At 75.8% G+C, this 12,474-nt stretch carries 13 protein-coding genes and 1 riboswitch; of the genes, 8 read left to right on the top strand and 5 right to left on the bottom strand.

The window, feature by feature from the left end:
• Nucleotides 1–199: 199 nt before the first annotated feature.
• A complete protein-coding gene (locus tag D459_RS0101065) occupies nt 200–805 on the top strand; it encodes a GNAT family N-acetyltransferase (RefSeq protein WP_017591132.1) in 606 nt (201 codons plus the stop codon).
• Here D459_RS0101065 and metF read toward each other — a convergent pair.
• Nucleotides 726–1,676 (bottom strand): methylenetetrahydrofolate reductase [NAD(P)H], encoded by a 951-nt coding sequence (metF, locus tag D459_RS0101060; protein WP_017591131.1) that lies wholly within the window; start codon nt 1,674–1,676, stop codon nt 726–728. The genes D459_RS0101065 and metF overlap by 80 nt on opposite strands.
• Nucleotides 1,677–1,775: 99 nt before the next feature.
• On the opposite strand from metF, the gene D459_RS0101055 reads away from it, so the two are divergent.
• From D459_RS0101055 to D459_RS0101045, 3 genes are all read left to right on the top strand, one after another.
• Complete coding sequence (locus D459_RS0101055; RefSeq protein ID WP_026119946.1) at nt 1,776–2,846, top strand: polyprenyl synthetase family protein; 1,071 nt, start codon at nt 1,776–1,778, stop codon at nt 2,844–2,846.
• Nucleotides 2,847–3,108: 262 nt separating this feature from the next.
• Nucleotides 3,109–4,371, top strand: a complete 1,263-nt coding sequence (locus D459_RS0101050; protein WP_026119945.1) for a DUF418 domain-containing protein — start codon at nt 3,109–3,111, stop codon at nt 4,369–4,371.
• 47 nt (nt 4,372–4,418) lie between these two features.
• Nucleotides 4,419–5,303: an SDR family oxidoreductase gene (locus D459_RS0101045; RefSeq protein ID WP_026119944.1), complete on the top strand. Its 885-nt coding sequence runs from the start codon at nt 4,419–4,421 to the stop codon at nt 5,301–5,303.
• Between the two features lie 42 nt (nt 5,304–5,345).
• On the opposite strand, the gene D459_RS0101040 is transcribed toward D459_RS0101045, so the two are convergent.
• From D459_RS0101040 to D459_RS0101030, 3 genes are all read right to left on the bottom strand, one after another.
• Entirely contained in the window at nt 5,346–6,971 is a 1,626-nt protein-coding gene (locus D459_RS0101040) for a long-chain fatty acid--CoA ligase (RefSeq protein ID WP_017591127.1), read from the bottom strand.
• 202 nt (nt 6,972–7,173) lie between these two features.
• The gene (thiE, locus tag D459_RS0101035; RefSeq protein ID WP_017591126.1) at nt 7,174–7,836 is read right to left on the bottom strand and encodes a thiamine phosphate synthase; all 663 of its coding nucleotides are present in this window, start codon (nt 7,834–7,836) and stop codon (nt 7,174–7,176) included.
• Nucleotides 7,833–8,225 (bottom strand): ArsR/SmtB family transcription factor, encoded by a 393-nt coding sequence (locus tag D459_RS0101030; RefSeq protein WP_017591125.1) that lies wholly within the window; start codon nt 8,223–8,225, stop codon nt 7,833–7,835. The genes thiE and D459_RS0101030 overlap by 4 nt, the downstream gene beginning before the upstream one ends.
• A gap of 100 nt (nt 8,226–8,325) precedes the next feature.
• Here D459_RS0101030 and D459_RS30340 point away from each other — a divergent pair, with 100 nt between their 5' ends.
• The gene (locus D459_RS30340) at nt 8,326–9,528 is read left to right on the top strand and encodes an MFS transporter (protein WP_017591124.1); all 1,203 of its coding nucleotides are present in this window, start codon (nt 8,326–8,328) and stop codon (nt 9,526–9,528) included.
• 90 nt (nt 9,529–9,618) lie between these two features.
• Here the strand turns inward: D459_RS30340 and D459_RS0101020 are convergent, their stop codons facing one another.
• Entirely contained in the window at nt 9,619–9,978 is a 360-nt protein-coding gene (locus D459_RS0101020; protein ID WP_017591123.1) for an Rv2175c family DNA-binding protein, read from the bottom strand.
• Between the two features lie 146 nt (nt 9,979–10,124).
• Nucleotides 10,125–10,236: riboswitch (TPP riboswitch) on the top strand.
• Here D459_RS0101020 and thiO point away from each other — a divergent pair.
• The 3 genes from thiO to D459_RS0101005 all read left to right on the top strand — a co-directional run bounded on the left by thiO (nt 10,234) and on the right by D459_RS0101005 (nt 12,471).
• Nucleotides 10,234–11,418, top strand: coding sequence for a glycine oxidase ThiO (gene thiO, locus D459_RS0101015; RefSeq protein ID WP_017591122.1), 1,185 nt, complete (start codon nt 10,234–10,236; stop codon nt 11,416–11,418). Its footprint overlaps the riboswitch before it by 3 nt.
• Before the next feature lie 23 nt (nt 11,419–11,441).
• On the top strand, nt 11,442–11,642 hold the full coding sequence (gene thiS, locus D459_RS0101010; RefSeq protein ID WP_017591121.1) for a sulfur carrier protein ThiS: 201 nt from the start codon (nt 11,442–11,444) through the stop codon (nt 11,640–11,642).
• 4 nt (nt 11,643–11,646) lie between these two features.
• Nucleotides 11,647–12,471 carry a thiazole synthase gene (locus D459_RS0101005; protein WP_017591120.1) on the top strand — a complete coding sequence of 275 codons (825 nt, stop codon included), beginning with the start codon at nt 11,647–11,649 and terminating at the stop codon, nt 12,469–12,471.
• Nucleotides 12,472–12,474 lie beyond the last annotated feature (3 nt).

The raw sequence follows: 12,474 nt of genomic DNA, 5'->3' as shown, positions 1-12,474 counted from the left end.
AACAAGGCCAAGTTAACCCCACCCCGGCACGCTCCGTCAAGGAGGCCGCGCCGAGGCGGCGCCCCTGCCCGCCGGGGCCGGCGCGCATACCGGACGGGCGCACCGTGCCGGACGGGCGCGGCGCGCGGTGCCGGGGAGGCGCCGCACCGCGCCGCGCCGGCCTCCCGACGACGGCGCCCCCGGGGCGTAGGGTGGCGGCGTGGGCACCGACATCGAGCTGCGGGAGCTGACCGCTCCCTCCTTCGTCCACGCCCTGCCGGCGCTGCTGGAGGTCTACACCGCGGCGATGGACCCGGCGCCCGAGCAGCTCCCCGGCCGGCGCAGCATCATGGAGCAGCACTCCCGCTACCCGCGGTTCCGGTCGGTGCTGGCCCTGGCCCCCGACGGCGGCGCGGCCGGCTTCGCCTACGGGTTCCACGGCCGCTCCGGGCAGTGGTGGCACGACGTGGTCACCGCGGAGCTGAAGCGCACCGACCCCGACGCGCTGCGCCGCTGGTTCACCGACTCCTTCGAGATCGCCGAGGTGCACGTGCACCCCGCCCACCAGGGGCGGGGCGCCGGGCGCGGGCTGCTGGAACTGCTGGCCGAGACCCGACCGGAGCGCACCGCGGTGCTGTCCACCCCGATCGGGCCGACCGTCGCGCGGCGGCTCTACACCTCGTGCGGGTTCGCCGACGTGCTACCGGAGTTCGCCTTCCCCGGCAGCCCGGACCGCCCGTTCGCGATCATGGCCGCGCCGCTGCCGCTACCGGGCGACCGGCGGCGAGCCGCTGGTAGATCTCGCGGGTGGCGGTGGACTGGTTGAAGGTGATGAAGTGGATGCCCGGCGCGCCCTCGTCGAGCAGCCGCTCGCACATCCGGTGCGCCTGGTCCAGGCCGAGCCGCCGGACCGCCTCGGGGTCGTCGGCCACCTTCTCGAACTCCGCGGCCAGGTGGCGCGGGAACGGGGCGCCGGACAGCTGCTCGGAGCGCTCGATCGTGCTGGTCTTCACCACCGGCATGATCTCCGGGATGATCGGCACGTCGCAGCCCTTGGCGGCGACCCGGTCGCGCAGCCGGAGGTACTCGTCGGCGTCGAAGAACATCTGGGTGATGGCGTAGTCGGCGCCGGCCCGGCACTTGCGCACGAAGTACTCGACGTCGGTGTCGACGTCCGCCGAGCGCGGGTGCTTGTAGGGGAAGGCGGCCACGCCCACCGAGAAGTCGCCGCTCTCCTTGATCAGCCTGACCAGCTCGTCGGCGTACTCCAGGCCCTCGGGGTGCTTGACCCACTCGCCCAGCGGGTCGCCGGGCGGGTCGCCGCGGAGCGCGAGCATGTTGCTCACCCCGGCGGCGGCGAACCGGCCGATGAGGTGGCGCAGCTCGCGCACCGAGTGGTTCACCGCGGTCATGTGGGCGACCGGCAGCAGGGTGGTGTCGGTCGCCATCCGCTCGGTGATCTCCACGGTGCGGTCGCGGGTCCCGCCGCCCGCGCCGTAGGTGACCGAGACGAAGGAGGGCCGCAGCGCCTCGATCTCGCGGATGACCTTCCAGAGCCGCTGCTGGCCTTCCGGGGTCTTGGGCGGGAAGAACTCGAAGGAGAATGTCGGTTCGCCGGCTTTGAGCAGGTCTCCGATGCGCTTGGGCCGCGGAGCGGCCTCGAAGGCGGGTCCGGTGCGTGTCGGTGAGCCAAACATGGCCCCCACTCTAAGCCCACCGGTTCGGTGGGCATCGCCCGGAGCCGGGTTCCACGGGGCCGTTATCCGCCTGCTCACACGCCCGATACCCTTCCTCCTATGACGTCCTCGCCTTCCTCCCCCGTCTCCTATGTCCGTCCTGCGGTGGACGCCGCGCTCGACGGCTTCATCCGGGACCACCGCGCCCTGCTGCTGGAGATCGGGGCCGAGCTGGCGCCCGCCGCCGACGCGCTGGAGTCCATGCTCAGCGGGGGCAAGCGGCTCCGCCCCGCGTTCTGCTTCTGGGGCTGGCGCGGCGCCGGCGGCACCGACGTGCCGGAGATCTTCACCGCGGCGGCCTCCCTGGAGCTGCTCCAGGCGTGCGCGCTGGTCCACGACGACGTCATCGACAACAGCGACACCCGGCGCGGCCTGCCCTCCACCCACCGGCGGATCGCCCGGCTGCACCGCGAATCCGGGTGGAGCGGCTCCGCCGAGGAGTTCGGGCAGGGCGCCGCCATCCTCATCGGCGACCTCTGCCTGGCCTGGTCGGACGAGATGTACCAGGGCAGCGGGCTGCCCGCGGAGGCGCTCGCGGCCGGCCGCCGCCCGTTCGACGCGATGCGCACCGAGGTGATGGCCGGCCAGTACCTGGACACCCTGGAGCAGGTGCGCGAGGGGGAGACCGCGGAGGCCGCGCTGCGGGTGATGGACTACAAGTCCGCCAAGTACACCGTGGAGCGCCCGCTGCACCTGGGCGCGGCGCTGGCCGGCCGCTACGACGAGCTGGCCCCGGTCTACACCGCCTACGGCCGCCCGCTGGGCCTGGCCTTCCAGCTCCGCGACGACCTGCTCGGCGTGTTCGGCGACCCGGAGCGGACCGGCAAGCCGGCCGGCGACGACCTGCGCGAGGGCAAGCGCACCGTGCTCGTCGCCGAGACGCTGTCCCGGGCCGGCGCGGCCGACGCCGCGGAGTTCCGCCGCCACCTGGGCGACCCGGAGCTGTCCCCGGAGACCATCGCCTGGATGAGCGGCCTCGCCGAGGACTCCGGCGCGCTCGCCGCCTGCGAGCGCATGATCGACGAGCACGTCGCCCAGGCCACCGAGGCGCTGGAGAGCGACCTGATCGCCTCCGAGGCCCGCTCCGCCCTGGCCGACCTCATCGTCGCCGCCACCGCCCGCAAGTTCTGACTCCGGGCCGGCCCGCCCGGAGCGCGCGGAGGCCGGCGCCGCCCCGTTCCGACCGCGCGGTGCCCGGTGCCCCGGCCGTCCTCGGAGCGCGCGGGACGGCCCGCGCCCGTCGGCGGGGGCCGCTCCTTCTTCCGGAGGAGAGCGGGGCCTCCCCCGGGGGAGGGGCGGGGTTCCCCCTCCGGGCGGATCCCCCGCGGCGGCGGGCCGGGGGATGATCGGGGCGGGGCCGCCGACCGCCGCCGCCCCTGAGGAGGCCGTGCCCATGGACGACACGCACAGGCCGCTGCGCGGCCCGGTGCGCGCCGGAGAGCGGGCGCCCGCGCCCGACCTCGCCCGGGGCGCCATGCTGCTGCTGATCGCGCTCGCCAACACCCCCTTCTACCTGTGGGGCCGGGAGTACGGCTCGGTCGGGTTCCACCCCGCGGACGGCACGGTGGCCGACCGCGTGGTCCAGGCCGTCATCATCACCGGCGTCGACATGCGGGTCTACCCGATGTTCGCGTTCCTGTTCGGCTACGGGATGGTGCAGCTCCTCTCCCGGCAGCGGGCCTCGGGGACCTCCGAGCGGGACGCGCTGGCGCTGCTGCGCCGGCGCAACCTGTGGCTGCTGGCCTTCGGGGCGGTGCACGCGCTGCTGCTGTTCACCGGCGACGTGCTGGGCGCCTACGGGCTCGCCGGGCTGGTACTGGCCTGGCTGTTCATCCGCCGCGCCGACCGCACCCTGCTGGTGTGGGCCGGGCTCGGCGGCGCGCTGCTGGCCGCCATGACGGTGCTGGGCGCGGTCGGCGCCTACTTCGCCGCCGCCGGCGGCGCGCCCGCCCCCGAGGAGACCGGGCCGACCGCCTTCCTGACCGCCAGCGCCAGTGCGGAGGACCCGCTGCAGGCGGCGCTGCTGCGCATCTCCACCTGGCCGGTGATCGTGCTGGGGCAGGGGCTGCTCGGGCTGACCGTCCCGGTGGCGATCCTGCTGGCCTTCTGGGCCGCCCGCCGGCGGGTCCTGGAGGAGCCGTGGAACCACCTCCGGCTGCTCCGCGCCACCGCCGCCGTCGGCATCCCGGCCGGCTGGCTCGGCGGCCTGCCGTACGCCCTGGACCACGTCGGCGTGCTGGACGTGCCGGCGAGCGCCGACTGGGTCTTCGCGCTCACCCAGATGTCCACCGGGCTGCTCTGCGGCCTCGGCTACGTCGCCCTGTTCGGGCTGATCGGCGCCCGGCTGCACGGCCGGGCGCCGGGGCCGGTGGGCGGCGCGGTGGCCGCGGTGGGCAAGCGGTCGCTCACCTGCTACCTCGCCCAGTCGGTGCTGTGCGCGCCGCTGCTGAGCGCCTGGGGACTGGGGCTGGGCGGCGTGCTGGGCAGCGCGGCCATGGCGCTGTTCGCGGCCGGGGTCTGGCTGGCCACGGTCCTGCTCGCGGTGGGGCTGGAGCGGTCCGGCCGGCGCGGGCCCGCGGAGGCGGCGCTGCGCCGGCTCGCCTACCGCCGGCCGGCCGCCGCCGAGCCCGGCCGCTCCTCCGGCGCGACGCGCTGAGCACCCGGTTCGTGCGCCGGCCCCGGGTTCCGGTGACAATGTCGAGCATGGGTGACGATCAGGCAATAACGCACGCCATCGCGGTCACCGGAGCCACCGGTGCGGTCGGGGGCCGGGTGGCCGCGCGGCTGGCCCGGAAGGGCGCCGCGCTGCGGCTCATCGTCCGGGACCTCAACCGGGCCCCGGAGCTGCCGGAGGCGTCCGCCTCGATGGCCGCCTACGAGGACGCGCGCAGCATGGAGCGGGCGCTGCGCGGCGCGCAGACGCTCTTCCTCGTCTCCGCGACGGAGTCGGCCGACCGGGTGGACCGGCACATCGCGGCGGTGGACGCGGCGGTGGCGGCGGGCGTCTCCCGGATCGTCTACCTGTCCTTCCTCAACGCCGGGCCGGCCGCGGTCTTCACCTTCGCCCGGGACCACTTCTTCACCGAGGCGCACATCAGGTCGACCGGTGTGGAGCACACCTTCCTCCGCCCCGGCCTCTACCTGGACCTGCTGCCGCGCTGGGTCGACCCGGCCGGCGTGGTGCGCGGCCCGGCCGGCAGCGGCCGGGTCGCCTGGGTGTCCCGGGACGACATCGCCGACGTCGCCGCGGAGGTGCTGCTCTCCCCCGGGGTGCACGACGGGCGGAGCTACGACCTGACCGGGCCCGAGGCCGTCACCCTGGGCGAGACCGCGCGGCGGCTCTCCCTGCTCACCGGCAAGACCGTCCGCTACGTCCCGGAGACCTGGGAGGAGGCGCTGGCCTCGCGCCGCTCCTCCGGCGCCGAGGAGTGGGAGATCGAGGGGTGGGCCAGCTCCTACGCCGCGATCGCCGCGGGCGAGCTGGACCTGGTCTCCCCCGCCGTCCCCGACATCACCGGCCACCCCGCGCAGACCATCGAGGGCTTCCTCCGCCGCCACCCCAGCGCCCTGTCCCACGTGGACGTCTGACCGCCGCGCCGGACGGTGCTCCCGCCCGGCGCGGCGGGCCGCTCAGTCCCGGGCCTCGACCACCTTCAGGTCCCCTTCCGCGTACCGGGCGCGCAGCGCCTTCTTGTCGTACTTGCCGACGCTGGTCTTGGGCACCTCGTCGATGAAGGCCCACCGCTCGGGCAGCTGCCAGCGGGCCACCCGGCCGGACAGGAAGGCGCGGAGTTCGGCGGCGTCGGCCGAGGCGCCCTCGGCGAGCACGACCGCCGCCAGCGGCCGCTCGTCCCAGCGCGGGTCGGGCACCGCGACGACCGCGGCCTCGGCGACCGCCGGGTGCCCCATGACCTGGTTCTCCAGCGCAACCGAGGAGATCCACTCCCCGCCGGACTTGATCACGTCCTTGGCCCGGTCGGTGAGGCGGAGGAAGCCGTCCGGGCTCAGCGAGCCGACGTCGCCGGTGCGCAGCCAGCCGTCCTCGAACTTGTCCGGCGCCGGGTCCCGGTGGTAGGAGCCGGTGATCCACGGGCCGCGGACCAGGAGCTCGCCGACGCTCTCGCCGTCGTGCGGCACCTCGGCCCCGCCGTCGCCGGCCAGCCGGGCCTGCACCGAGGCGGGCAGCCGCCCCTGGGAGAGCCGGTAGGACCAGCGCTCCTCGCCCTCCGAGGCGGCCGGCGGGTTGGCCACGCTGCCCAGCGGCGAGGTCTCGGTCATGCCCCAGGCGTGCACCACCGGCACTCCGCACAGCTCCTCGAACCGCCGCATCAGCGCCGGCGGGCAGGCGGCCCCGCCGACGACGACGCTGCGCAGCGAGGACGTGTCGCGCGGCGCGGCCTCCAGTTCCTGCAGCAGGCCCTGCCAGATGGTGGGCACCGCGGCGGCCAGCGTCGGCCGCTCGGCCTGGATCATGTCGGCGAGCGCGGCAGGCTGCAGGAAGCGGTCGGTGAGCAGGAGCGAGGCGCCGACCATCAGCGCGGCGTAGGGCAGCCCCCAGGACATGGCGTGGAACATGGGGACCACGGCCAGCGCGGTGTCGGACTGGCGCAGCCCCTTGCCGTCGGTCATGCACACCTGCATGGAGTGCAGCCAGATGGAGCGGTGGCTGTAGGCGACGCCCTTGGGGTCGCCGGTGGTGCCGGAGGTGTAGCACATGGCCGCGGCGTCCCGCTCGTCGCCGGAGGGCCAGTCGAAGGTGTCCGGCCGGCCGGCGATCAGCTCCTCGTAGCGGTGCACCCGGACGCCTTCGGCGGCCAGCCCGCCGGGGTCGCCGCCGGCCACGATCACGTGCCGGACGGTGGTCAGCCGGGGCAGCAGCGGCTCGAACAGCGGCAGCAGGCTTGCGTCGACGATGACCACGCGGTCCTCGGCGTGGTTCGCGATGTAGGCGATCTGCTCGGGGTGGAGCCGGATGTTGAGGGTGTGCAGCACCGCGCGCATCGCGGGCACCGCGAAGTAGGCCTCCAGGTGCTCCTGGTCGTTCCATTGGAAGGTGGCCACCCGCTGGTCGCCGGTGACCCCGAGTTCGCGCAGCGCGTGCGCGAGCCGCGCCGCCCTCCGCCCGACCTCCCGGAAGGTCGCCCGCCGGGGCTCGCCCCCGGTCCAGGTGACGACCTCGGCGTCCCCGTGCACGGTGGTCCCGTAGCGGACCAGGTCTCCGATCGACAGCGGTGCGTCCTGCATGGTGCTGCGCATTCGCGTGTCCCCTCGTCGCCGCCCGGCCTGCGCCGGTGTGATGGGTGCCACCGAAACTAGGAGACGCGCCCGCGAGGGGTGAAGGAGGTCGCCCCGATCGTTACCTAACGGTGTTAGGAGGCGCTTCGGCGCGATGATCTCGGCGCTGCGGCCCTATCAGAGCGCTCTGATAGGGCCGCAGCGCCGAGATCATCGGAGGCGGTCAGGCGCGGGACGCCTCGGCGAGGCGGCGGGAGAACTCGGCCGCGGCGGCCCGGGGGTCGTCGGCCCGGGTGATGGCGCGGACCACCACCACGCGGCGGGCGCCCGCGGCGAGGACCTCGCCGAGGTTGCCGAGGTCGATGCCGCCGATCGCGAACCAGGGGCGGTCGCCGGCGAGCGCGGCGGCGCGGCGGACCAGGTCCAGGCCGGCCGCCGGGCGGCCCGGCTTGGTCGGGGTGGCCCAGGTGGGGCCGGTGCAGAAGTAGTCGACGCCCTCCTCCACCGCGGACGCGGCGGCGGCCTCGGGGGTGTTGTTGGACCGGCCGATCAGCGGCCCGTCGCCGATGATCTCCCGGGCGTGGTGCACCGGCAGGTCGTTCTGGCCCAGGTGCAGCACGTCGGCGCGGGCCGCGCGGGCGACGTCGGCGCGGTCGTTGACCGACAGCAGCGCGCCGTGCCGCTCGCACACCGCGCGCATCACCTCCAGGGCCTCCAGCTCCTGGCGGGCCTCCAGGCCCTTGTCCCGGAGCTGGACGATGTCCACGCCGCCGGCGAGGGCGGCGTCCAGGAACTCCTCGAGGTCGCCCTGCTCGGTCCGGGCGTCGGTGCACAGGTAGAGGCGGGCGCTCCGAAGGCGCTCGCGCAGGCTCTGCGGCTGGCTCATCGGGCCAGATTAGCGGCCTGCCCGCCGCTCCCCTCGGGCCGGGGCGCGCCGGCCCGCTCCAGCTCCTCGGGGAGCGCGGCCAGCACCGCGCCGAGCAGGCCGGGGAAGCGCGCCTCCAGGTCGTCGCGGCGCAGCCGGATCCACCGGTTCCGCCCCACGACCCGGGTGCTGGTCACGCCGGCGTCGCGCAGCACTTTGAAGTGGTGGGAGAGCGTGGACTTGTGCACCTTCACGCTCCACGCCTCGATCCCGCAGCTGCGCTCGGCGTCGGCCTCGGCGCCGTCGGCGGCGAGGTCGGCGAGCAGGCGCAGTCGGACGGGGTCGGCCAGGGCGTCCAGGACGGCGGAGAGCCGCAGCTCGGCGCGGTCCGGTTGGGGAAGTCGGGACATGGGTTCCACCGTCACCCCTGCAGAATGGTTTGACAATCTTCAAACCATCATGCCAGCCTTCAAATCGTTTGACACGCATCCAACGATCCTGGAGTCCGGCATGGCCACCTCTCCGCCCGCCTCCCCCTCCGGCGTCGGCGCCGCCGGTCCCCCGGCGCCGCCGCAGGACTACTCCGCCGCCCGCATCCTGCCGCTGGCCGCCGGCGCGTTCGCGATGGGCACGGCGACCTTCGTCACCTCCGGCGTGCTGCCGGAGATCGCCGAGGGGCTCGGCGTCGGCACCGGCGCCGCCGGGCAGGCGGTGACCGCCTACGCCCTCGCCTACGCCGTGCTCGCCCCGGTGCTGGGCGCGCTCACCGGGCGGATGGACCGGCGCTCCGTGCTCGTCGGCGGGCTGCTGCTGTTCACCGCCGGCAGCGCCGCCGGCGCCCTCGCCCCGTCCTTCGGGGTGCTGATCGCCTCGCGCGCGGTGGCCGCGGCGGGGGCGGCGCTCTACACGCCCAACGCCGCGGTGATGGCCTCGGTGCTCAGCCCGCCCCGGTTCCAGGGCCGGGCGATGGCGGTGGTGCTCGGCGGGATGACCGCGGCCACCGCCCTCGGGGTGCCGCTGGGCACCTGGCTCGGCACCGCGCTGGGCTGGCGCGCCGCACTGTGGATGGTGGTGCTCGCCGCACTGGCCGCGCTGGCCGGGATGGCGCTGCTGCCCGGCGGGGTCCGGCTCCCTTCGGCGGGGCTCGCCGAGCGGCTGCGCGCGCTGGGCCGCCCCCGGCTGCTGGCGGTCACCGCGCAGACCCTGCTCGTCTTCTGGGGCAGCTTCACCGTGTTCGCCTACATCGTCCCGGTGTTCGCCCCGGTCACCGGGGGCGGGGCGGTCGGCGCGGCGCTGCTGTGGGTGTGGGGGCTGGCCTCGGTGGCGGGCAACCTGGCCGCCGGGCGGGCCTCCGACGCCCGCGGGCCGCGCACCGTGATGGCGGTCGCGCTGCCGGTGCTGATCGCGCTCTTCCTGCTGGTCGAACCGGCCGCCGCGACGCTGTCCGGGGCGTTCGTCTGGATGCTGCTCTACGGCGCGTTCGGCTGGCTGGTGGCGGTGCCGCAGCAGCAGCGGGCGGTCGAGGTCGACCCGTCCTCTGCGCCGGTGCTGATCGGGCTGAACAGCTCCGCCCTGTACGGCGGGATGTCGCTGGGCGGGATCACCGGCGGCGCGGCGCTGGCCTGGCTGGAGCCGGCGCAGCTGGGCTACCTGGGCGCCGCCCTGCTCGTTCCCGCGCTGGCGCTGCTCTGGACCGAGCGGCGGCGCGGGTGAGGCCCGGGGCCGGGGCGGAGGCGGTCCGCCCCGGCCCGGAGGCGCCGCGGCCGGGGCCGCGGCGGAGGGCTCGGGGTCAGCGGACCCGGATCACAGGGCCATCGCCTGCGCCCGGCGGCGCACCTCGGTGCCGCGGTTCTGCGCCAGCGCGTCGATCGGCGCCCCGGGCAGCGTCTCGTCCGGGGTGAACAGCCAGTCCAGCGCCTCCTCCTCGGTGAAGCCGCAGTCCGCCAGCACGGTGAGGGTCCCGGGGAGGCCCTTGAGGACGTCGCCGCCGGAGATGAAGGCCGCCGGGATCCGCAGCTCGCCGCCGCGCTTCAGACCGACCAGGCGGTGGTCCCGGATGAACTGCTTGATCCTGTTCGGGGAGACGTTGAGGGCGGCCGCGGCGTCCTTGACGGTCATCCAGTCGCCGACCAGGGCGTCGATGCGGTTGTCGTTCTCGTTCACACCCCCAATGTGCCATATCCGGCCCCTGCCCGGAGGCGCTGCGCGCCGCCGCCCCGCCGTCCGGTGGTCCGACCTCTCCGGCCGCCCGGCCACGGCCGTCGCTAGGATGGGGGCGGATCCGGCCACCGGGTACGGGTCCGCGAAGCGAACGTTCCCGCGGGAGCCGGGTGGGACCCGGCTGAGAGGGGGGCTGTCAGCCCCCGACCGCACGAACCTGATCCGGGTCATGCCGGCGAAGGGAGTGGCATCTCCGCCATGCGTGCAGCAGAGACCCCCGCCCACCGCGGCGGCTACGACGCCGCGGTCGCCGGCGGCGGGCTGATCGGCCTGGCCACCGCCTGGCGCGCCGCCCGGCGCGGGCTGCGGGTCGCCGTCGTCGCCCCGGCCGGCGACCCCGCCGCGGCCTCCGGCGTCGCCGCGGGCATGCTCACCCCGGCCACCGAGGCGATGTTCGGCGAAGAGGAGCTGATGCGCTTCGGCGCCGACTCCCGCGACCGCTACCCCGGCTTCGTCCGCGACGTGCAGGCCGACTCCGGGGAGGACGCCGGCTACCGGGAGCGCGGCACCCTGCAGATCGCCTTCGACACCGACGACCTGTCCCGGCTGACCGAGCTCGGCGAGCTCCAGTCCCGGCTGGGGCTGAAGGCCGAGCGGATCACCTCCCGGGAGTGCCGCCGGCTGGAGCCGATGCTCGCCCCCGGGGTGCGCGGCGGCGTGCACGTCCCCGGCGACCACTCGGTCGACCCGCGCCGGCTGGCCCGCGCCCTGCGCGCGGCCGCGGCGGCGCGCGGGGCGGACTTCGTCGCCGACCGCGCCGCCGAGGTGCTCTGCGAGGGCGGCCGGGTGCGCGGCGTCCGCACCGCCGGCGGCGCGGAGGTCCGCGCCGAGCAGGTGGTGCTGGCCGCCGGGGTGTGGACCCCGTCCATCGGCGGCCTCCCCGACGGGCTGATCCCGCCGGTGCGCCCGGTCAAGGGGCAGCTGCTGCGGCTGCGCACCCCCGCCGGCGAGGAGCCGATCGTCTCCCGCACCGTGCGCGGCCTGGTCAAGGGGACCCCCGTCTACCTGGTGCCGCGCGCCGACGGCGAGATCGTGCTGGGCGCCACCCAGGAGGAGATGGGGGCGGACACCCGGCTCACCGCCGGCGGCGTCTACCAGATCCTGCGCGACGCGCACGAGCTGGTCCCGGGCGTCGGGGAGCTGGAGATCGCCGAGGCCTGCGTCGGGCTGCGCCCCGGGTCGCCGGACAACGAGCCGCTCCTGGGGCCGCTGGGCCCGGCCGGGCTGCACCTGGCCACCGGGCACTTCCGGCACGGGGTGCTGCTCACCCCCGGCACCGCCGACGCGATGGCCGAGGTGCTGGCCGGCGGGGCGCTGCCGGACTTCGCCCGCAGGTTCGCGGCCGCCCGGTTCGAGCCGGCCGGCGTCCGAGGCCGGCACTGATCCGGTACCGAGAGGAGAACGCAGTGGACGTGATCGTCAACGGCGAGCGGCGCACCGTCGCTCCCGGCAGCACCGTCGGCGACGTGGTGCGCTCGCTCACCGGGGCGCGCAGCGGCGTCGCCGCCGCGGTCAACGACGAAGTGGTGCCCAAGGGCGGCTGGGACGACACCCCGGTCGCCGAGAACGACCGGGTGGACGTGCTCACCGCCGTCCAGGGAGGCTGATCCGATGTCCGCCGAGACCACCGAGGCCGCAGGGGCCGCCGGGACCGCGCAGGACCCGCGGCGGGCCGCCGATCCGCTGGTCATCGCCGGGCGCCGGTTCGGCTCCCGGCTGATCACCGGCACCGGCGGCGCGCCGTCGATGAGCGTGCTGGAGGAGGCGCTGATCGCCTCCGGGACCGAGCTGACCACCGTCGCCATGCGCAGGGTCGCCCCCGGCACCCAGGGGTCGGTCTGGGACGTGCTGCAGCGGAACGGGATCGCGCCGCTGCCCAACACCGCCGGGTGCTTCACCGCGGCCGAGGCGGTGCGCACCGCCCGGCTGGGCCGGGAGGCGCTGGAGACCGACTGGGTCAAGCTGGAGGTGGTGGCCGACGAGCGCACCCTGCTGCCCGACCCGGTGGAGCTGCTGGACGCCGCCGAGCGCCTGGTCGACGAGGGCTTCACCGTGCTGCCCTACACCAGCGACGACCCGGTGCTGGCGCGCCGGCTGGAGCAGCTGGGCTGCGCCGCGGTGATGCCGCTGGCCGCGCCGATCGGCTCCGGTCTGGGCATCCGCAACCCGCACAACATCGAGCTGATCGTCGAGCAGGCCTCGGTGCCGGTGATCATCGACGCCGGGATCGGCACCGCCAGCGAGGCGGCGCAGGCCATGGAGCTGGGCTGCGACGCGGTGCTGCTGGCCACCGCGGTCACCCGGGCCCAGGACCCGGTGCTGATGGCGGGGGCGATGCGCGACGCGGTCCGGGCCGGGCGCGCGGCGCGGCTGGCCGGGCGGATCCCGGTGCGCCGGCACGCCCACGCGTCCTCCCCTCCCGCCGAACACCCGTAGACT

Source organism: Nocardiopsis potens DSM 45234 (assembly GCF_000341105.1).
Taxonomy (GTDB): Bacteria; Actinomycetota; Actinomycetes; order Streptosporangiales; family Streptosporangiaceae; genus Nocardiopsis_A; species Nocardiopsis_A potens.
Note: the sequence above shows the minus strand (reverse complement) of the source record. Positions and strands in the feature narration are given on the sequence as shown.